Genomic DNA, 21,775 nt, shown 5'->3' with positions numbered 1-21,775 from the left:
TTGAGTTCTTCGGATTCGAGCAGCGCTAGAACGCTGTAAATTGGGGAGGAGAGGAGCGCGGCAACGTGGGCTGGATCGAGGTGGAGTCGACTGCGATTGCGTGCGGCGCGCCGGATGCGCTCGTTTAGGTCCGCGTAGATGCTTCGGCGATCTGTCATCTCTTGTGGCCTGACACGGACACGCAGATTAACCCCGAAGCTATGGCCTGGAGGCGTAGGAAGTTGAGGCGCGCTCGCGTTCGCAGCAGATCCAGACACACCATGAGGAATGGCATCCTCAGATCAGGCCTGAAGGGTGCGATGCGAGCCGAAGCTCTCAAAAACCGAAAACTCAGAAAGCGGACGCGGCTGTTGCGCATGGTTGATTTCACTCCGTTTGTGTCTTGTTGAGTGCGTGTTATAACCCATGCACCGCCCGCTGTCGAGTGTCATATAACACACATTGTAAAGCGAATGACGTGCCATGGTCACCAACGATTTTCCTTACGCAGATACTGAGGCGCGACAGATGCTGGCGTTCGGCCTTGGCCGACTCGCTAAAGAGCGAGGCGTGAGCCAAAGGCAACTCGCCAAGAAGCTGGGATACAAGCAAGCGGTTGTCTTGAGCCATATGGCAACAGGACGTGCTCCGATCCCGTTAGACAGGGCTGGCGAGCTCGCGGAAGCACTGGATCTGGACAAGCAAAGATTCCTTTTTGCCGTTCTAGATCAACGGCATCCAGAGATTCAGTGGCGGGAGCTGCTACATCGAAACGCTGGCGAGGCCAGCGCTACGGTCCTGGAACTCGAGGCCATTGCCGCCCGCCCCCTCGACACATTGAACGACGAGCAACTTAGAGTGATGAGGGAGGTGGTCGCCGATCCCAAACCGAGCCGGCGTTGGCTTTCGATCCAAGAGATATCGATTATGAACGCGGTTCGTCGTCTGCGCCCTAAGGTAGAAACGGTCGGTCTGACGCGCGGTGAAATCGCCGACATCGAAAGAGCGCTTGATGAAAATCCATCGTGAGTGCATGGTGAATACCACTCATGCGTGGGCAGGGCCGGTTGGTCCTCAAGCGCTGCAAAAACGCGTAGAGGACAATCCAGGCGATGCTTTCCCCACTGAACCACTACGAATCTAACGACCAAGACGCGGGCTATCGACCGAGACCGCGAAAAAAAGTGAACGCGGAAATCGACCTCATCGTCGCCGATCCGGCGATCGCTAGAGACGCCGAAACGCTCGGAAATCTGCGGAATTTGTTCCGTAGGGACCTGCTCAGACGAGGCGCGCACACGCCAGCATCGCCGGCGTCTACATTATATGGATCATCACAAGCTTATCGAAGATATCGTGGAAGCTCGTTCCCCATGCAGACAATTGCAGGCAGGCAGGTAGAACCCTGGGGTAGGCTTACAGCCTGGATGAAGGCTCAAGTGGCTGCGCTGCACCTAGGTGAAGGCTCGTTCGCCCTGTTCAATCTCGAGGTGCACTCCGGGGTTGCGGCGGAGCTTAAGGAACGCGGCGAGGCTCAGCAGGTCTATATCCGGAACCGTTTAGCGAGGTGCCTGCGCGCAAGGTTTGGTTACGTGCCCGAGTTCTTTTTCGTGATGGAAGATCGCGATATCAAGGGCCGCGTAATCAAGGCTCATGCGCACGGGTGTATTGCCATCCCCGAGGTCGAACCGTGCAGGCTTAAAGATGGCTCGCTGTCGATGAAGACGCGAATAGCAATTGCGCGCGAGGGTATCCGGCCGGTGAGGCTGGCAGAAGGTCGAAGAGCTATGCGCGCAGTCTTAAGAGAGGTTGCGCAGATTTCGGGCGCACGGGCTCGTGTCGATGAGGGAGACCAGTGTCGAAACGTTTGGCTCTCTCAGCCCCGGTTCCCGCTCTTTAACCATCCTTGGGTGAGCTACGCCTTCAAGAATGTGTTTCGGCCCAGCAAATCCTTGGGAGACTCCAGGATGTGCATGTCACGGGAGCTCAACCAGCGAGCGCAGCAGCTATGGCGACTCATCACTGAAGGTGAACAGTCTCAAAGCGAACATGTGCAAGATACGCCGGCGAGCGCCGATCGAGGCGATCTATGTCTTTCCTTGCTATAATGGAGCCTGCCGTTGGCGCGGGCCGTTCCAGATGGCATTAGTCGCGTGGCTGCGGCGGGAGGATGGGGGCGCCTTGTAAGGGTCCGGTGAATTATCGGACCTCTGGAGTTGGCCCACTCACCTCGTTCCTTGCTGAAGGCGGCTGGAGGCGGAGTTGAACACACTCTCCAACTTCCGGCGGCTCGTCGGTTGCGCTTAGTTGTCAGAAAGTTGCGGCTTTCATAGTCGTTCTGAGAAGCCACCCGACTGCCAAGCGGGTCTCTGCGACACCTGTTTTAACCAATGACGGTCATGCAGGAGTGAATATGCTATCCGAAACCGAGCGACAAAACGCGCGCTTCCAGATCTTTCAGATCGATGTTCCCGGCCCCGAATATCAGGGCATCGTGGTTGCCCCCAACCTCGCACGGGCCTTGGAACTCACCATCGATCGCGATGATGACCTAGAGGCCGGACAGATGATGATCGCCTGGAACGTGACGAACAGGTGGATCTGCCATTCCCCGTTGGCGGCTTCGTCGACGTGGTCGCTACTCAAGGAGAAGAGGGAAGGGTTGATCGAGTTTGACTACCAGGAGGGCTGGCAGAGGATCGAGGAGTAGTTCTCGCTTGAAGTGGACGCGCTTGCCGACTGCGGCACGGCGCGTCCACACCCAATCATTAGTCCAGTAGGTGATCTTCGAGGCCCTTCATGACAAACGCGACCCGTGCCATTGCCGGCTCCTCGCCAGACGCCTGGCTCGATCTCCGCGCGGAGATCGCGCGCATCGATCAAGAACGGCAAAAGCCCCCCCATGAATCGCCCTACACGACACGGTCCCTCTTGCTGATCGCGTTCGGGTCCATGGTCGCAGGGGCCGCCGTGTCCGCAGCGGGCATGGCGTTCATGAAATTCGTCTTGCTGAGTTAGTGGATCGAGTCCGCCGGCTAAAGGCGCTACCAATTAACAATCGCAAACTTGAACGGCGGCGCCCCCACGTCGGGTGGTTGTTGGGCCACCGCGACGCGCGCGCAATTGTGTCTAGAGGGGCTCGCAGGCGCTAATCCGACTGCCGTTCAATGCTGAAACCATTCGCCGGCTGAGCAGAAATCGCCGCAGTTTCAATTGGTTGCCGAATCACAACCCCGTAGCGTCGTTGCGTGTGGCAACCACCGTCATCCGACCCGGCGCGAGATACCGATATGCTGCTGGTCAATTAATCAGGTTCGTCCTCGAAACCCTGGGTGATGTCACAGGCGTTAATTCCCAGCCCCTCGGGGGCCAGGCGATACTGGTCGCTCTTCCCGTTCACGACGCGCACCGAGAAGTCGTGCCAGCCGGCATACCCGCCATATTGATTCTTGGAGTTGACGCTCCCGCAGATCAGCCAGCCCTTCTTCGTGCGGACGATACCACCGCGGCGCCATTGCCAGTGCGCCGACCAGGGATCGAGCAGACCCGCGTCGTTACGGATGATCTCTTTCGCACCGGCCTTGGCATTGTCCCACGCCGGCTCAGGGCCGATCTCGATCGGATCCTTGGCGATGGCGGTGGCAGGGCTGGCCGCCGCCAGGGCGAGAAGAACGAATTTGAGTTCGCCCCTGCGAAGTGTCTCACGAGCACGGGTGTTTGCGAAGAGAATCATTACCGGCTCCTGCGGCGCCCGGCCTACTTTTGGCTGGTGCCACCTCGTTGTTGAAGGCGAGGCAGCACCCGAAACCGGGAGTTCAGAACCCGCAGGAACCCCACGAGCGCGGACGCCTTTGGCCCCGAAAGGCTTGGACATACGCGCCCGCCTCCCGGTCGAATGGGTTCGACCAGGGCGGGTTCCCGAAGAGGTTCCGAAGCCTCGACCCGCGGGTTCACGCGGGATGTGAGCGTCATGCCTGAGTTGCGCCAGGCTGCGCAAGCACGCAGGGTGGCGGGAGGTGTTGGAAGGTCCGTCAGCGGTCGCGCGCGCTCACATGTCCTATCACCAAGACGTCGAATTCAAGGGAAACCGGTTCCTCCCTGGGCGAAGGGGCGAAGGGCGAAGGGCTAATCGCGGCGCAAGAGTAGCGTGCTCCGCAGGTCAGGCCATGATTGATGGTTACGCCCAAGATCGTTGGGCAAATTGGGCAGCGGTGTTATTTCAGCTTTGAGCTTACGCCTCCGCGTTCGCCAAAGCCCAGCGAGGGAGGGCGAGCGCGTCTGGACGTTTGATGTGATCAAAGTCCTAGGATCAATGCCTAAACCGCATCCGGATGTCGCCTATCGGGGGCATATTTTTCTAGCCCTTCCCATCCTCCGCTGAGCAAGCACTGGGACTGCGCAACTCAATCGCTTTGCTCGCGCGGCACAGTTTTCATCAAAGCGTGGAACGAGGTCGAGGCAATCGAGAAGCGGATTGACACTCAGCTAAGACAGGGGCGCCACTTGCTCGCAGTACGCGCTGTGCTGGTGATTGATGAAGCAGGCATGGTCGACAAGCACCCACCGGGGGTGTGAAAGTCATATTGATCGGCGAGCCGCAGCAAGTCCAGTCGATCGAAGCGGGTGCAGCATTCCGCTCGAACCACGAACGACACGAGGGCGGGCCAAAGCTGATGACGCGCGACCCATCTCGGGCGCAGGCGGCATCAACGCGATGACCCGCAGGTGATCGAGAGATAGCAGGAACTGCATTCAGAGCTACGCTGGAAGGGGATTGTATCCCAGCGTCGGAGTGGGACCTTCAGGTGTTCGGCGTTGCCCCTGGCACGAGCTATCATCATGACTGCAATTCGTCCTGAACGACTTGTTGATCAAGATGCCGCCATAATGGCTTGAATTTAACTACTAATCCTCACCGTGTGCCATTGCTTTGAAACGTGACTTCGATACGCTGACGAAGCCAGCGGGAGTGGGCGTTGTCCATGGATATGGGGGTTGATGAGCCACGCGTGATGCGTGGACAGGTGAACGACGGGCTGGTGGCATTCGCCACCGTTCTGGCGATGCACCGCGTTGCGGTCGATCCCGATCAACTCCGGCACGCGCTCGGTCATTTCGATCCGGTGTCGGCCGACGAACTGCTCCGGCTTGCCCGGCAGCAGGAAGGGGTTCGCGCCAGGGCGATCCGGACGAGCTTCGAGAAGCTGGGCAAGCTTCCACTGCCGGCGCTCGCCGAGGGTGCTGAGGGCTGGTTCATCATCGGGCGGGCGGCCGCGGATGCCGTGCTGATCCAGCGCCCCGGATCTCCCCCCGAAAAGCTGAACCAGGCCGGGCTAGAGACGATCTGGTCGGGTTCGCTGGTGCTGGTAACGACGCGCGAAGGCGTGGCCGGTGCGGCGGGCCGGTTCGACGTGAGCTGGTTCATCCCGCAGATCGTGCGCTACCGGAAGCTGATAGGCGAGGTGCTGCTGATCACGCTGGCGCTCAACCTGCTCGGGCTCGCAGCGCCGCTGTTCTTCCAGAACGTGATCGACAAGGTGCTGGTCCACAACACGCTGGCGACGCTTCAAGTGCTGTCGGTCGGCTTCGTCGCTGTATCCGTGTGGGAAGTGGTGTTCGGCTGGCTGCGAACACGGCTCTACTCGGAGACGAGCCAGAAGCTCGACGTGGAGCTTGGCAGCAAGCTGTTCCGGCACATGCTCAGCCTGCCCTTGTCCTATTTCGAGGGGCGGCGGGTCGGCGACACGGTCACGCGGGTGCGCCAGCTCGAATCGATCCGCGAGTTCCTGACCAACGCCTCGCTCTCTGTGCTGGTCGACCCGGCCTTCACCATCGTGTTCCTGGCCGCGATGTGGGTCTATTCGCCGACCCTGTTCTGGGTCGTGGCGCTGACCATCCCCGCTTATGTGGCTGTGTCGCTGCTCGTCACGGGTCCCTTGCGGCGGCGGCTCGACGAGAAGTTCGAGCGCGGCTCGGCCAACAACGCGCTGCTGGTGGAGAGCGTGTCCGGCATGCAGACGGTGAAGGCGGCTGCAGTCGAGCCGCAATGGCAGAGCCGCTGGGAACGCCAGCTCGCCGGCTATAGCGCGGCCAACCAGCGAGTGATCAACCTCGGTAATACCGGCAGCCAGGCGGTCCAGCTCATCTCGAAGCTCAGCCTGGCGGCGATCCTGTTCTTCGGCGCGCGCGAGGTGATTGCAGGCGCGCTCACGGTCGGCGGCCTGGTCGCGTTCAACATGTTCGCGCAGCGTGTGTCCGGCCCGGTCATTCGCATGGCGCAGCTCTGGCAGGATTTTCAGCAGGTGCGCCTGTCGATCGAGCGGCTGGGCGACGTGCTCAACGCACCGACCGAGGCTGGTGCGGGGTCGAAGGTCGCGCTGCCCAAGCTCAAGGGCGAGATCCGGTTCGAAGGCGTGAAGTTCCGCTATGGCCTGGACGGTCCCTGGACACTCGACGACATTGATTTCGAGCTTGGGGCAGGCGCCGCGCTCGGCATTGCCGGATCGTCGGGATCGGGCAAGTCCACCCTGACCAAACTGCTGCAGCGGCTCTACACGCCGGCGGCCGGCCGGATCCTGATCGACGGGGTCAATATCGCGCAGATCGACCCCGCCTGGCTCAGACGGCAGATCGGCGTGGTGCTGCAGGAGAATCTGCTGTTCAACCGCTCGATCCGGGAGAATATCGCGCTCGCCAATCCGGCCATGCCGCTGGAGAATGTGATGGCCGCGGCGCAACTGGCCGGCGCACACGAGTTCATTCTCACCCTGCCACAGGGTTACGACACGCTGATCGAGGAACGCGGCGTCAATTTGTCGGGCGGCCAGCGTCAGCGCATCGCGATTGCCCGCGCGCTGGTGACGCAACCGCGCATCCTGATCCTCGACGAGGCGACCTCCGCGCTCGATGCGGAGAGCGAGGAGATCATCCAGAGGAACCTGAAGGCGATGACACGCGGGCGGACGGTGCTGATCATCGCGCATCGCCTGTCGGCGATCCGCCAGTGCGACCGGATCATGACGCTGGAACGCGGCCGCATCGTCGAGGTCGGCACGCATGACGAACTGCTCCGGCATGGTGGGCGCTATGCAAGCCTGCATCGCCGCCAGACGGGCATGGGCGGGGACTCGGCATGAACGCGATCACTCGTCATTGGGATGTCGTCCGCGCGTCGCTCGCCGACGAGAAGGCGCGTGGCCCCCTGTTCAGATCGGAAGAGGTGTCGTTCCTGCCGGCGGCACTCGAGATCATCGAGACGCCGGTCTCCCCGACGGCGCGGGTGACGACCTGGGTGCTGCTCGCGGCGCTGGCCTTCACCATCGCCTGGCTGACCTTCGGCAAGGTCGATGTCGTGGCCTCCGCCACCGGGCGGTTGATCCCGGCCGACAGCGTGAAGATGATCCAGCCGGCCGCGCCTGGCATCGTACACGCGATTCTGGTGCGCGATGGCCAGCGCGTGCGCGCGGGACAGGCGCTGGTCGAACTCGACCCGACCATTTCGACCGCGGAAGCGGTCCAGGCGCAAAAGGCCCTGGAGACCGCCGAACTCGACGCGGCGCGAGGCCGTGCGATCCTGTCCGCGCTTGACGGGCTCGGGCTGGCGTTCAGCCCGCCCTCCGGCACGCCGGCGGCCGTGGCAGCGACGCAGTTGGCGCTGGCACGGGCGCAACTCGCCGATATCGAGGCCACGGCGGACACGCACAGCGCGGAGCGCCAGGCATCGATTGCGGCGCGACGCGAAGCGGAGGTCCAGGCCGCCAAGCTGACCGAGACGCTGCCGCTGCTCGACGAACAGATCGCGGCGAACGAGCAGTTGCTCGCCAAGGGCTATGTGTCGAAGCTGAAGGTGATCGAGATGCGCCGGCAACGGCTGGCGGCCGCGCGCGACCGGGATGCGGCGATCCAGACCGCGAACAAGGCGATGGCGCAGATGGCCGGGGCGAGCAGCGGCCTCGTCCAGTCGCGGGCCGAAGCGCGGGCGCGGGTGCTGACCGACCTGGCCAAGGCGGAGTCGGACGCGAAGCTGCGCCGGGAGGAAATGGCCAAGGCGACGCAGAAATCGAGCCTTCAGACCCTGGTGAGCCCGGTGAGCGGGACGGTGTCCCAGCTTGCGATCCATACGGTTGGCGGTGTCGTCGAGGCGACCAAGCCGGTGATGATGATTGTGCCCGATGGGGGTGCACTGATCGCGGATGTGAAGATCCTCAATCGCGATGTCGGGTTTGTTAGGGTGGGCCAGGGCGTCGCGGTGAAGCTCGAGGCCTTTCCGTTCACGAGGTACGGCGCGCTGACCGGCAAGCTCCAGAGCTTGGGATCGGATGCGGTGGAGGACGAGAAACTTGGGCTCGTTTATTCGGCGCGCGTTACCCTTGACCGTGCCTCAATCGCCGAGCGCGGCGCGCCCGTGAAAGCCGCAGTGGGTATGCAGGTTACTGCCGATGTTCGTACTGGGCGACGATCGATTCTATCATATCTGCTGAGCCCCATTGAGAAGGCTGCACGAGAGGCAGGTCGGGAGCGATGAGTAAGGTGGTGATATTCCTCGGAGCAAAAATAATGCTTAGTCGAGATTGGCGGATGCACATTTGCCGAAGCGCAAATTGTTTACTCAGAAATCACGTTATCGCTCCAATATAGCTGGCGATCCCCGGCAGCGGCGCCGATTCTAGGTAGATAAGTAAGATGGGATGAGCAATGTACCGAACCCGCTACCATTTAGCCCTATATAGCGAAACGCCACTGCGGAAGATCGTGAAAAAAATCGTTCTGACTGCCGCCGTTGGAGGGGTTGCCATCATACACTTGCCGGCCTCTGCTGCGAGAACCGTCGGAACGATTGCTGGGGCCAAAACCACAATGAAGCATCCATCGGCAGACTCCACGCGCATTCTGCGCTCAGACCGACTGCGTGTTGATAAGCGCAACAGATTCTGTGTCACCAGCAGCGCCGACCCTGCAAGCGTCGCCGTAGTCGAGCGATCGGGTGAGGATCTCAAGAGCTGGACCATCCAGAGTTTTGCAAACGACACGGCAATATCGCTTATTGATGCTTTACGAGATGCCGGATTGCCTACAGTAATCTCAAAATCTGCAACTTCCGATCGCATTCTCTTGGGCGACCAGCCGAAGGCAAAGGCCGTATGCGAAAACGAGGCCGATTCAATCTTCGTGACGATCAATATCGAATCGATCAACGGATCTAGCGGTTATCGCGTTACGGTTATCGCCCGACAGGGGTCACAGGATTATATCGCTCAGATCCAGCGTCTGTCGCTCATCGTCGCCCCGATGCAAGCGCGAGCAGGGATCCCACAGGACGCAACGTCAACTCGTGACGGTAAACCCTATTGGGACGTAAGTCACGATGTTTTCAAGATTCGAAGAGCGCTAATAAAACATTTATTTGGGGAGTGATCGCCGATGACGTATGTAACGGCTGGCGGAATTTCTTCCGCAATAAACCTGGCTGCTTATACAAAATGGTCAAACACTTCTCTAACTTACGAATTTTACACGGCACTCACATCATTCTACAACGGCGTGTATGCTCCATTCAATGATACGACATCGGGCGTGGCACCGCTCTATGTTAGCGTCTTTGATAGCGGCGGGTTAAATAACGTCGAGCAATCTGCCACTATCCGTGCATTCAATATGTATGCCGCAGTATCGACTTTGACGTTTACCGCCGCCGGCGCCGGCACGAACTCAGATATAGGGATAGGCGGCTTTACTACATCTTACTTGCCGCTCAATACCGCCGCATACGCTTCGGCTGGTAACCAAGCAACCCTCGGAACGGACATTGGCGATATTTGGATTTCATATAACGGCGGTCGAATTCCATCAACGAGCACTGATCCCACTGAATATGGCTACACGGTCATCGGTCATGAAATAGGGCACGTGCTTGGCCTAAAGCATACACAAGATTCCGTCGGCACTTACCCAGCTCTGACAGGCGTTGAGAACACCAGCAGCTTCAGTATCATGTCTTACAGCAAAACTGTGAACGAGACTCGGTACGTTACGGATTTACAGTTATATGATATCGCGTCTATTCAGTGGTTGTATGGTCGAAACGACGATTATCGCAGCTTGACCGATACGTACGCTTGGTACAATTTTCTAGAAGATTATCCCGGGGGCGTTCGTAATCGTTACTTCAGTATCTGGGACGGTGGGGGAGAAGATCGGATAAACGCGGCGGCGGATTCGTCGGCGCCCAATCTCGCGGCTGCTGCATTCATCGATCTCCGGCCGGGTCATTTCTCTTCGATCGGTAATGGCACATTGGTGTCAGTAGTAAACCACGAATTACTGTCCGCTGGTGTCCAGAATGTCTCGATCGCCTTCGGTACGGTGATCGAAAATGCTACTGGTACAGATCATAACGATTCAATCGTCGGCAATGTGTACGCAAATAAGATCAATGGAGGTGCTGGCGATGATATGCTTTTTGGATCGGGAAGCGCGGTCCGCGAAGTCGCTGGTCGCGAAGCGGAATTTGGTATCGCGGCTCTTCTGTCGGCTCTCGATACTGACGACGGCGACTATAGCAAGATCGACGTCGGCACCGTCATCGCGAGCACGGCGCCCGGTGAGTCAACGGTTACCGACGAGATGTACGGCGGGGACGGGAATGATTTCATCGCGTCGGGCGACGGACCATCCAAGCTATACGGTGACGAGGGCGATGACATTCTCGTTGGTGGAGGCGGCAACGACGAACTCATTGGCGGGGGTGGTAGTGACAAGATATGGGGAGATGGGGGCACGGATACAGTCGACTATTCTGCCAGCGACGCAGCAATTACTATAGAGTTCGATGGAACCGGGACATTACCCGCGATTATCGTCAAAGACGGCATGGGCGGGACAGATACGCTTCATTCAGTTGAGATAGTGAAGGGTACCGTTTTAGAGGATAAGGTAACCTTCAAGGGTATTATTCCCGACGGTTACAATCTCAAGATTGACGCGAATGGAGGGCAGCCGAACGGCATAAAAGACGTTGTCGATGCTGCCGGATCGACGGATCTTGCTGGCATGAAAATCATTATTGCCCCGAATTCGGGAGGCGGTTTCATTACGAGTAGGAGCGGAACCGGGGGGACAATCACCCTGATGAATTTTCACACAGATATAATTGGCTCTGGTTTCAGTGATGCGATTACGGACGAGAGCGATGACGAGCACTCAATCGACGGTGGGGCGGGCGACGACACAATCACGGTTGCCGGCTCAAATGCGACGATCGACGGAGGTGCTGGCAACGATGTGATCCACCTCAAATCAGCGGCAGCGACGATCAAATTCGGCGCCGGGGGCGGTCACGATGTCGTCGAATTCGACAGCGGTGACGGCGACTACAACATCGCGCTACAAGGGTTAAACCCCGAGGATGTCGAATTTATTGCGGGTGGAAGAGATACGTACTCATACATTGCCAGTACGGGCGGAAACATCACAGAGGGCGAAGATGCGAAGGGATTTCATGTTCAATTTACTGCTATTAAAATAAAGGCGACTGGAGAGACCATAACGTTTCTCGAGAACGGAAAAAATATAGGTCCGGATGGAAATGGATCTTCAGTAGGATACAATCTTGGCTCACCAAAAATCAAGTCAATAGCGTTTGCTGACGGTACAATAATCGGGGGCATTTATGACGCGGTGCGTGATTATTGGGGGTATAGGGATGATTATTGGGGAAGGTCGGGCCGCGCTCCGGAGAGCTACGTAGATTATGTCAATGCCACTTATCTTCAGGCAAGTCCGGTTGCGTCTCCTCCCCCAGCTCCCGATCAAAACCTTCCCGGCACACCGGATGACGACAATATCATGCCAGGGCGTGGAAACGACACAGTTGAAGGCGGGGCCGGTAACGACGTAATTAGTGAAAGCCAAGGGAATGATACATATAAGTGGAGTGTCGGAGACGGCGACGATATAATTTGGGGCGCCGGGCCGCTGGACGGGTTTAATACCCTTGAACTCGGGGTTGGCATATTGCCGGCTGATCTGCAGTTTGCGGTCAGCAATGACGGAGCGGGTCTGACCATCACTTTCGATGGCCAGACCGGCTCAATAACACTCAGCAGCGCATTGGTCGGCGATGGCTTCGGTGTGGATCAGATCCGGTTTGCCGACAGCACCATTATGTCTCGAGCGGACCTCATCACTGCGGCCAGTTCAGTGATTACCGCGGCGCAGGCAACCGTGAACGGAACGGCCTCGGCGGATTTCATCTTTGCACCTGCCGGCAATTTTATCCTCAACGCGGGCGGGGGCGATGACTATATCAGGGTCGATGGCACCGGCGCGGGCAGATTCATTTTCTCTTCTGCTGACGGCCACGATCAAATCAATGATTTTGGGTTCGGCTACAGCCGAAACGATACCCTGGAACTCACAGACGCAAACGCTGCCGATATAACCCTCAGCCGATCCGGCGACTCGCTTATCGTGACCGTCATCTCGACCGGTGCGACGGTGAACGTCAAAGCTCAGTTCCAGGAGGATGACGGCGAATTCCACGGCATCAACACGCTGAAATTTTCCGACAATACCACATGGACTCGCCTCCAGATCCGTGATGCCGCGCTCGGAACAGAAAGCGGAAGTTCGCCCATAGCCGAAACAGCAACTGCCTCGGTCGTGGAAGATGGCGCCATCATTCGCGGAGCCCTTGTGGCGACGGATGCTGATGCCGGCGAAGTCCTGAGCTTCTCGCTCGATGACCGAATCGATGGCCTGGTGCTCGCGGCAAACGGTAGCTGGAGCTTCGATGCGTCGAATGCTGCCTATCAGAATCTTTCACAAGGCGAGGAGTTGGTGCTGACGGCCAATTACCATGTGACCGATTCTGCCGGTTTGACCTCGGCATCCACTCTGACATTGACACTGACAGGCACGAGCACGATGCCGCTCGTCGAGCAAGAGCTGGTCAATCAAAGATTGGCAGATAACGCCGCGTTTTCCTACGACGTTACCAATAGCTTCTCGGACCCTGAGGGGGACACCCTTGTTTTCACAGCCAAGCTCGACGACGGGTCGGAACTTCCCGCTTGGCTAACGTTCGCGAATGGGCTGTTTGAAGGTGCCGCGCCGACCGGCACTTCGGACGTATTGAACATAGTGGTGACTGCGTCAAACGGAACCATGGAAACATCCTCGGTGTTCCGCCTGCATTTCGGGTCCGACAATGATGCACCTGGTGTGCCGACACCGCTTCCCGACATCTTGGGAAGGATCAACACCCCTCTCGACATATCCGTCGATTCCTTCATCGATCCGGACGGCGATGCCACGATGCTCTCCGCAACGCTTGCCGATGACTCTCCGCTTCCTGGCTGGTTGTCGTTTGATAATGGGCGTCTGACGGGAACACCGCCGATGTCTGCATATGGCGACATTTATGAGATCAAAATCAAGGCAACGGATGGGGAGGATGAAGGCGATTCTGTCTTCTCCCTCTCGATCGGGCGCCAACAGATCTTCGGGACCCCTGACGATGATACATTGATGCTGGACACGTTGTTCGAGGTCACTGGGGGCCTTGGGAACGATTGGCAGATCGTCGCCGGCGACGGCGGAGGCACCTTCTACTATTCCAGGGGAGATGGCTGGGATTCGCTCGACCAGTTCGATCAGGGAGTTCGTTCGGACGAACTTATCTTCATCGATATCAACTCGGACGAGATCAGCGTGGTGCGTTGGGGGGACGGGGCAAATTTATACATAGATGACTACAACGAATTTTGGGCTGGTTACCAATTTTCTGAAGACAATCCTGGCGGTGTCCCCCAAGGCCTGGAGCAGGTTCATTTCGCCGATGGCGTGTCCTGGGATCGGAATGAAATCAGGAACAGGGCGGACGCTCCAGAAATTCTGCTCGATAGCTCCAGCGCGAGCCAACTAGGTTCTTCCGTATCGGAGGCGTTCGTCATCGCGACCGGCCTCGGTGCGGGCACGATCGATGACTTTACCGTGACCGGATCTAGCCACGATTATCTGCAATTTGACCGATCCCAATTTGATAGCTGGGAAGATCTGCTTGGTGCCACAACTCAGCAGGGTAGTGACCTTGTGATCGATCTTGGCGGAGGTGACAGCGTACGCTTGAGGGATATCTCGATCTCGGCATTCACGAGCTTGAATGTCCGATTCCACGGCGACAACACGCTGAAATATTCCGACAATACTACACAGTCCCGCCTCCAGATCGGTGATGCGGTGCTCGAAACGGAAGGCGGAACGTCGCCCATGGCCGAAGCAGCCACTGCCTCGGTCGTGGAAGATGGTGCCATCATCCGCGAAACCCTTGCAGGAAGGGATGCTGTTGGCGGCATCCGGAATTACTCGCATATCGTCGCTGCGCCGCCGTCTTCCCGATGGGCAAGGTCAACCATGCCGATCACTGACGGGAGAGGCGCGGGCGGCGGCTTCATCGCTCCACGCACCATCGACACGCCGGGCGCGCGAGTATCGATTATGACGCTTCTGGGTGCCAATGAACCTGACGGCGCTTCTGTGCCGAGCGCGTCTTCGGGGGAGATCGATGCAGCGGCGAGCCGCCTGGCCGAGGCTGCAGCGGGTGTCTGGACCTTGCTGCCGAATATCCGTGCCGACGACCAGCACGCACCCCATGAGCGGTGGGAAGCAATCGCGTCATTCGCCTCGCCCTCGCGTTGGGCGGGCGCGCATTCGATCATGTGAAATGCGAAGAGTGTTGTTCCCATACGGGTAAATGAAGTGCATACGCTGCTGATCGGCTGGGAATTGGGCGCGGGCGCCGGGCATATCCATCGCCTGGTTCCCATCATCGCCCACTATCTGAAGAATGATTGGAAGGTGGTCTCGGCGCTCCGTCAGCGTCATGCGGCCGAAGCCTATTTCTCGACCATCTTTCCCGGCGACCTTGCCGATGGGCGGCTCATCATTGTCCAGGCGCCGATTTTCCTCCACCGGCGGCGTTCGATGAGATCGTCGTCGCTTGCCGAACTGTTCGCGCAGATCGGCTTCGCCGAGCATGAGCTGCTCGGGCCCGTGGCAAGATCATGGGAGCGCCTGCTGGCGATCTACCAGCCGGATGCGATCATTTCGGATTTCGCCCCCTGTCTCAATCTGGCAGCCGCCGGGCGGGCCACCGTCACCGTGATCGGCAATGGCTGGACAGTACCGCCGGATACCGAACGGGCATCATTGTTCGATCAGAGGTCCGGCGCGCAGGAGGCGGCGGATCAGGCGGCGTTGAGAGTCGCTGAGACCGCTTCAAGGGTCACTGGTGGACGCTATCAATCCAGTCGATTCAGCAGCCTTTTGCGGGGCACTCACAATCTGGTGTGTACGCTGGGGGCTCTCGATCCTTATGCGCGTCAGCGTCGTGAGCCATATTTCTGGCCGTTTGAAATTCCGCCGGGATCGCAACGGGAAAAAGTTCGGACTGAGCAGGGGATAATCTATCTGCCTCGTGGCCATCCCATGCTTCCAGTCCTGTTCAGGGCAATTTCCACGGGCGTGCGTCAGTTCGCCGGTTATCTCGGAGGCGATCTGCCGGTGGTCGCCAACCTTCTGGTGTCGCCCATACCTATTGATCTGACACAGGCCCTTCCGCGATCCGTCCTCGCGATCCATCATGGCGGGCTCGGCACTGCCATTGGCTGCTGGGCGCAATGCGTTCCCCAGATTGTCCTGCCCATGGACAGCGAGAAAATGATCGTCGGACACGGCCTTCAACGAAGTGGCGCGGGAATGATTGGTCATCGTGATGCAGGACCCAAACGCCTCGCAGCCTTGATCGAGCGAGCAGCGCTGCTATCCGTTGAGAGACCGGACTGTTCGGGGATGATGACCACAAATCCAGAAGACACGCTAGCGGCTCTATCCGTACTTGTGGGATGACCAAGCCCGCTTAATCAACTTAGAGCATCGAGCGTTTAATCTGACGCATATCCTGCGTGTTTGAGGAAGTTCCGGCATTCGTCGGGTGTGTAGAGGTCACAGATGTTGCCGACGGCACGCCATAGATCGTCGATGGTCCTGGCCTTGATGCGCCTGAGATGGGCTTTGAGTTTGGCGAAGGCCATTTCGATTGGATTGAGATCGGGGCTGTAGGGCGGCAGGAACACGAACCAGGCGCCGCGCTCCTTGAGGAGGGCCTTGGCTCGCTCGCTTTTATGGCTCGACAGATTGTCGAGGATGACGACGTCGCCGGGGCTGAGTGTCGGCGCGAGCTGGGTTTCGACATAGGTTTCGAAGATCTTCCGGTTCATTGGTGCGTCGATGATCCAAGGCGCGGTCAGTCCGTCACGGCGAAGGGCGGCAATGAAGGTCTGCGTACCCCAATGGCCAAAGGGCGCCCGTGCCCTGAGCCGTTCGCCCTTGCGTGCCCGGCCCCGCAGCCGGGTCATCTTGGTGGTCGTTGCCGTTTCATCGATGAAGACCAGCCGGTGCGGCTCACGGGCCATCCGCGGCTGGCGACTACGCCGCCATGTCCGCCGTCGCTCGGCAACATCAGCGCGTGCGGCTTCGTCGGCCATCGTCACCTCACGAATGCGTACAGCGCATCGACGATCGATCCACGCCAAGCACGGCACAGGCCCGACGCTCGCTTATGCCAAAGAGCTGCCGAAGATCCTCGACAGCCCTTCGACGAACGGCAGGCCTTGCCAGTTTTTTGAGGCAGGCTCCTTCAGCACCGCATTATTCGGCATCGCAGTTGCCAGCAGCCGCTTCAGTCGCGCGTTCTCGTCCTCCAGCACCTCGAGCTTGCACATCCACGCCGCCATAGATCGCCTTCCACTTAAGACGGTCGCCGTGCTCACGCCGGGCTTGGGGCACACGTCTGCCATCGATAGTTCAGCTTCCTGCTCACGCAGAATCGCAATGATCTGCTCTTTGCTAAACCGGCTAGGCTTCATCGTTGTCGTCCTTCATGAAGGACTCTAGCTCAGACTGGAGGAGTTTTAGGAAAGCACGCCAGCGCGTTACTCGGCAACCGAATGACCTCGGGCACCCTCTGTCCGACGGCGATCAGGTGGCTGGGCATGCGCGCTAAGTCCAGGCGAGTGCCATTGTTCGGTGACACAAGACGAACAAACAGGTCCTCTCCAAAACTGGCTCATTATTCTATTGCGATATAGCGACGGAAGTGTCACTCTGAAACTAGGTACCTGTGGTAAGCGCGTTGAAGCGACTCGGTCCGGATATTTGAGGATATTGATGGACTGATTGGGCGCGAATGATGTCAGTGTCCTGTTTATTGGACATCTCTGTTTCTCGTATTATTTTTGTCTTTGCCCTTCGATTTGAGGAGAGGCCGGGAATGGAGCTTATCAAGCCGTTTCGATTGGTGGCGATCGTAGCGATCTTTTTGTGCGTGACGGCCTGCGCGATCACGCCACCGCATGTCCAAAACCACGCGATGTGCGATTTTGCCAGCTATGCCCTCGACGTGGAGGATGCGCCGACTGGGCCGATTGGCGCTGGCAGCGGCGGGCCCACGAGCGTGCACGAACTTCTCCGGTCGCTTGGTACGGGGCTAGCAGCGGGCACTGGCCCGACCGCGGCGGTGAGCATCGGCGGCAGCGACCGGCGGGCGCGGAGCGACGCGATCCTGATCCTTTCCGGGGGCAGCGAACACGGCGCTTTTGGTGCCGGGTTCCTCGACGCTTGGCATCAGAACGCGCGCGATCACCAGCTTCCGGCGTTTAAGATGGTCACCGGCGTTAGTACTGGCGCTATTCTGGCCACCTTCGCCTTTGTGGACCGTCCGCAAGACGCGGTGGCGGGATACAGCATACTGCACGAGGCGGAACTGTTGGAGCTCTACGTCAAGGCCAAGAATGGTTCGCCGACCAGTTTTTCATATCTGAACATCCTCCGAAAGGGCGCCATCGGTGACCTCGGCCCACTCCGGCAGCGCCTGCACAGGTTCATTCCCCAAGCAATGCTGGAAGAAGTCTATCGGCAGAGCGGGCTCGACACGCCGGAAACCACTGATGACCGGAGTCTTCTGGTCGGCGTAGTCGATGTCGATACAGGCCGCGCCCGCGCCCTTGACCTGACGAAAATGGCGGCGCGCCATCATCAGGCGCTGGCGACACAGGACACGAAAGAGGCGGCCCGTCGGTGGGATTGCTACATCGAGGCGGTCGTGGCGTCCTCGTCCGCGCCGCTGGCCGCCCGCCCGGTCTTCATCGATAATCGCATGTATGTCGACGGCGGCGCCCGCTTCGGCCTGTTCTACGCCGAACTTCGCAACGAGATGGCATCCGAGGCCGAGAGGACGAAGGCCAGAGCGAACGCGCCCAAGCAGCATATCTTCGTCATCATCAACGGCGACCAACAGCTGCCGCCGCTATGCGGCAAGCTAGACGAGAACAATTGCCCTGACGGCGAGACGCCAAAGCTGAATGGATTCCACAAGAAGTGGAACTTCCTCGCCCTCGCGATCCGATCCGAGAAAATTTTAGGGAACCAAGTATATCGCTTTTCGGCTGACAGTATCCGAAACGAAGCGGACAATGGGGGCCTGATATTCCATTCAGCGCTGATCGAAAGCGACGATATCCTGAAGCATGATTGGGAAAACGCGGACGGTGCGTTGCAGCCGACCGGAACGAAGACGTGCGCTGAGTGGCGGGCGAAAGACCGTGAAATCGACAATCCGATCCAATTCGAGCCGCGATATATGCGCTGTCTGATCTCCTACGGGCGGGACCGGGAGACGAATTTCTACAAATGGCATTCGCTCACACCGCAATAGCGGGCGAATGCCGGCCCTGTGACGGTCGTTCGATGCGAAAGGAAGGTGGATCGTGCGAAGCAAGTCTGTGGCCCGGTCAGTCGTCGCATCCTGCATCGTCGCGGGCAGCACCGTTGGTGTCATTTCCATAGCTCTGGCACAGCGCTATGCGGCCGATGTCGAGCAATGCCGCAAAGATGGACATCCTTGCGTAGTCTTCGAGCTAGCGAAAGACGTGCTCCCGCAATCGGGAGTGAAGCTTGCCAACGGCTTTTTCGTGCGTGCGTTGGACTGGCAGGCAGTGGCGCTAGCCAATTTCTCCGACGGCCTGGACGCTGCGGGCCGCCCCGCCTATCTCACCTGCACCGCATCGATCGTGGGCACGCACAGTCTGCTGACGGCGGCACATTGCGTTGATATCGGCGAGAAGACATCTTTCCGAAAGGCATATCTGGTCGTCGACAATCGGACGCTGGAGGTCTCCTGTGATCCTGATCCGCGCTATTTCGCGGCGCCTCCCAAAGGCCGCACGCCTCGGAACAGCTTCGATTTCGCGCTGTGCGAGATCAAATGGGACGGGCAGACTCCGCCGTCCCTGCAGAAGCTCACTTTTGAAACCGTCGATGCCGACACGGTGCTGGCCAAGGGGACCGAGGTCGTATTGACCGGCTACGGCTGCACGGACCTGCGGATCGAGAATCACAGGCTGGATTACACGCCGAATGTCGGCAGCCTTCGCATCGGGCAGGACGCAATCGCGGCTGCGAGGTCGGGGACGGGCGACGATGCGGCTTACGTCATCACGCGATCGTCCACGGCGGGCAAGGAGCCGGCTTTGTGTCCCGGCGATTCCGGGGGGCCGTTAATAAGCGGCCTACGTATTGTCGCGCCCGCCACCGCCGACGGCGTCGCGACCCTCGTCCCGGACGGGGATCGGCGGATACGCGGCGTGAATTCCTCGATTGATTTTGAGGACCGGGCCGCGCCTCCCTATGACTATCTGTCGCGTATGGCGGCGCTGGCGGGCACCGGATTTCGTGAATATGCGAAGGGCTATTGGGCCAAGCGTCATGCGAAATCGGAAATATGCGGGATCACGCCGGGAGCGAAGCAATGCACCGAGTGACCATTATTGCGCTCGCCCTTGCCGGATCGGGCGGGTCGGCGCTGTGGGCGCAGGACGTCATGCCGGTCTATGCGGTCGGAGGGACGCTCAGTGAAGCCCTGACGCGGGCGGTGGCGAAATATGCTCTGCCAAGCCAGACGCGGCTGGGCCTCGAAACGGATGCGAGCACGTCCGCGCAACTCATCGCCGAGCGGTGCGGCGCGATGCTGCCCGGATATTTCGATGAGTTCAAGGCGCTTAACAAGGCGCTGCTTGACCAGGCCGGCAAGTCGACTCTCACGCCAGACGACCCTGTCGGCTCGGTCAGTCAGAAGCTGTCCTGGCCGGCATGCCTTATCGTGCTGCAACCGGGGGCGACGGCCAAACGCTCCGTCACCGTCGAGCTTCAGCCCAATGCCGGCGTGTCGATGGACGAGCTGGTGAAGCAGGTGGATGACAATATCGCCGAGAACGCTAAGGGCGAGGATGAGGCGTCGTGGAGCCCGCCCCGCCCGATGCTCAAGGGAGTGCTCATCAGCTCGGTGGACGACGACGCGGGACAACCCAAATGCCCCGCCGTGATTACACAGCCGCCATTCGATCCCCAGCAGGTGGCCGCGTTCTACCGCCTGTCGCTGGAGCGGTCCAAAGCACTGAATCGCCCGCGCGGCGACGTGACGGTGGTGGTTTTCGACAACGGCTTCTACGGATATAATCCTGGGTCCGGAACGCCTTATTCAATGAATTTTCCCCAAGCGTATTTTCGTGACTGGGAGGGCGAAGACGGGACGATCGGTCCGGTTGTCAACATTGGCGGCAAGATCTACCCATGGATTGATCCCGCCGTAGTTCCCGTGACGAGCATATCGTCCCACGGAACCCATGTCGCCGGCCTCGTCCTCGGCGGCCCCGACTTTTCCAGCTATAGGGACATCTTTAACAAGCCTGACAACAGCGGCAGCTGGATCCACCTCGGCATCGTCAACCTCGCAAAAGGCGGCCGCACCCTAATCGATGGCAGTTCCGGCATATTGAACAGCGTATTGAGCCGCGTCCCCGGCCAAAAGGAAGGGCGCGTCATCAACATGAGCCTTGCCTATTACGAGTCCGACGAAGACGTCATCGGCAGCGATTTCCGCGCGCTCGTCAGCAACCATGCGGGCGACCTGTTCATCGTCGCCGCAGGAAACGAGGGAGACGATGTCGGTCATCTGCGGGCGTTCCCAGCGATGCTGGGGGGGCAGCGATCCAACGTCATCACCGTAGGCGCGCATGACGACAACCAGCCCTCGCAACTGGCAGCGTTCAGCAATCGCGGCAGCAATGTCGACATAGCTGCGCCCGGATGCAGAGTCCAATCCTGGGCGGACATGACGCCGGCCATCAAGCCCCTGACGGGCACCTCCCAAGCGGCATCGCTCGTGAGTTTCGATGCCATCCTGCTGCGTTCGCTCGACCAGGCCATGCTGCCGGGCGACGTGAAGAAGCGGATATTGGCCGCGGCGGATGTATATGACATCGATCCCGGCCCCACCATCAGCCCACGCTACAAGATAAACATCGCGAAGTCGTTATTATTATTTGACGATTTCGTACGTCTCAAAAGTGGTGATACCTATATCGGCCATGTCGACAATGTGCGCGCGCTACGCTGTGCGAGCGACTCCGCAGGGGCGCGCTTTGGCCGCGATCTAAAGGAGATTCTTGCCTATAAGGCGAGTGTCCGTACGCTGATGCTCGTGGATGGCGACCCCTGTTCTGCCGCCATAGATCCACCGAACCAGAGCATGAAGCCCCGCGTGAAGATGATAATCCGATACAGGTTGGAAGGCGTCGAGGCCAAGCTCCCCAGCCGACCGGCGGAGGTCTTCGCACTAGAGGATGTCGCGGAACTGGTAATGCACGCCCCTCCAGCCGGACATTATCAATGAGAAAGCGGT

16 protein-coding genes are annotated in these 21,775 nt (G+C 59.2%); 13 read left to right on the top strand and 3 right to left on the bottom strand.

The genetic code is table 11. The features are described from left to right. Positions 1-462 precede the first annotated feature (462 nt). From AC1DX5_RS01975 to AC1DX5_RS01960, 4 genes are all read left to right on the top strand, one after another. Positions 463-1,008 carry a helix-turn-helix domain-containing protein gene (locus tag AC1DX5_RS01975; protein WP_478013941.1) on the top strand — a complete coding sequence of 182 codons (546 nt, stop codon included), beginning with the start codon at positions 463-465 and terminating at the stop codon, positions 1,006-1,008. Positions 1,009-1,406: 398 nt separating this feature from the next. Next, positions 1,407-2,087: a hypothetical protein gene (locus tag AC1DX5_RS01970; RefSeq protein ID WP_478013940.1), complete on the top strand. Its 681-nt coding sequence runs from the start codon at positions 1,407-1,409 to the stop codon at positions 2,085-2,087. A gap of 305 nt (positions 2,088-2,392) precedes the next feature. Continuing rightward, the gene (locus AC1DX5_RS01965) at positions 2,393-2,689 is read left to right on the top strand and encodes a hypothetical protein (RefSeq protein WP_478013939.1); all 297 of its coding nucleotides are present in this window, start codon (positions 2,393-2,395) and stop codon (positions 2,687-2,689) included. 89 nt (positions 2,690-2,778) lie between these two features. Further along, complete coding sequence (locus tag AC1DX5_RS01960; RefSeq protein ID WP_478013938.1) at positions 2,779-2,997, top strand: hypothetical protein; 219 nt, start codon at positions 2,779-2,781, stop codon at positions 2,995-2,997. A 286-nt stretch (positions 2,998-3,283) separates the two neighbouring features. Here AC1DX5_RS01960 and AC1DX5_RS01955 read toward each other — a convergent pair whose 3' ends face one another. Next, positions 3,284-3,712 carry a hypothetical protein gene (locus AC1DX5_RS01955; RefSeq protein WP_478013937.1) on the bottom strand — a complete coding sequence of 143 codons (429 nt, stop codon included), beginning with the start codon at positions 3,710-3,712 and terminating at the stop codon, positions 3,284-3,286. An 838-nt stretch (positions 3,713-4,550) separates the two neighbouring features. Here AC1DX5_RS01955 and AC1DX5_RS01950 point away from each other — a divergent pair. The 6 genes from AC1DX5_RS01950 to AC1DX5_RS01925 all read left to right on the top strand — a co-directional run bounded on the left by AC1DX5_RS01950 (position 4,551) and on the right by AC1DX5_RS01925 (position 15,885). Further along, the gene (locus AC1DX5_RS01950) at positions 4,551-4,697 is read left to right on the top strand and encodes a hypothetical protein (protein WP_478013936.1); all 147 of its coding nucleotides are present in this window, start codon (positions 4,551-4,553) and stop codon (positions 4,695-4,697) included. 294 nt (positions 4,698-4,991) lie between these two features. Then, positions 4,992-7,115, top strand: coding sequence for a type I secretion system permease/ATPase (locus AC1DX5_RS01945; RefSeq protein WP_478014032.1), 2,124 nt, complete (start codon positions 4,992-4,994; stop codon positions 7,113-7,115). Further along, the gene (locus tag AC1DX5_RS01940; protein ID WP_478013935.1) at positions 7,112-8,503 is read left to right on the top strand and encodes an HlyD family type I secretion periplasmic adaptor subunit; all 1,392 of its coding nucleotides are present in this window, start codon (positions 7,112-7,114) and stop codon (positions 8,501-8,503) included. Before AC1DX5_RS01945 ends, AC1DX5_RS01940 begins: the two co-directional genes overlap by 4 nt. A gap of 170 nt (positions 8,504-8,673) precedes the next feature. Next, the gene (locus AC1DX5_RS01935) at positions 8,674-9,393 is read left to right on the top strand and encodes an SPOR domain-containing protein (protein WP_478013934.1); all 720 of its coding nucleotides are present in this window, start codon (positions 8,674-8,676) and stop codon (positions 9,391-9,393) included. A 6-nt stretch (positions 9,394-9,399) separates the two neighbouring features. Next, complete coding sequence (locus tag AC1DX5_RS01930; protein WP_478013933.1) at positions 9,400-14,700, top strand: putative Ig domain-containing protein; 5,301 nt, start codon at positions 9,400-9,402, stop codon at positions 14,698-14,700. 36 nt (positions 14,701-14,736) lie between these two features. Further along, positions 14,737-15,885, top strand: coding sequence for a glycosyltransferase (locus AC1DX5_RS01925; protein ID WP_478013932.1), 1,149 nt, complete (start codon positions 14,737-14,739; stop codon positions 15,883-15,885). Positions 15,886-15,920: 35 nt separating this feature from the next. On the opposite strand, the gene AC1DX5_RS01920 is transcribed toward AC1DX5_RS01925, so the two are convergent. Next, positions 15,921-16,523, bottom strand: coding sequence for an IS630 family transposase (locus AC1DX5_RS01920; protein WP_478013931.1), 603 nt, complete (start codon positions 16,521-16,523; stop codon positions 15,921-15,923). 72 nt (positions 16,524-16,595) lie between these two features. After that, a complete protein-coding gene (locus AC1DX5_RS01915) occupies positions 16,596-16,904 on the bottom strand; it encodes a transposase (RefSeq protein WP_478013930.1) in 309 nt (102 codons plus the stop codon). Positions 16,905-17,308: 404 nt separating this feature from the next. Between AC1DX5_RS01915 and AC1DX5_RS01910 the strand changes: the two genes are divergently transcribed. Genes AC1DX5_RS01910 through AC1DX5_RS01900 form a run of 3 tightly spaced genes read left to right on the top strand, consistent with a single transcriptional unit; the run spans position 17,309 to position 21,766 of the window. Beyond that, the gene (locus tag AC1DX5_RS01910) at positions 17,309-18,751 is read left to right on the top strand and encodes a patatin-like phospholipase family protein (protein ID WP_478013929.1); all 1,443 of its coding nucleotides are present in this window, start codon (positions 17,309-17,311) and stop codon (positions 18,749-18,751) included. A 52-nt stretch (positions 18,752-18,803) separates the two neighbouring features. Next, complete coding sequence (locus AC1DX5_RS01905; RefSeq protein ID WP_478013928.1) at positions 18,804-19,856, top strand: trypsin-like serine protease; 1,053 nt, start codon at positions 18,804-18,806, stop codon at positions 19,854-19,856. Continuing rightward, entirely contained in the window at positions 19,844-21,766 is a 1,923-nt protein-coding gene (locus AC1DX5_RS01900; protein WP_478013927.1) for a S8/S53 family peptidase, read from the top strand. Before AC1DX5_RS01905 ends, AC1DX5_RS01900 begins: the two co-directional genes overlap by 13 nt. Positions 21,767-21,775 lie beyond the last annotated feature (9 nt).

Source organism: Sphingomonas sp. P2_B6, assembly GCF_056404755.1.
This window is presented reverse-complemented; position numbering and strand designations above follow the sequence as displayed.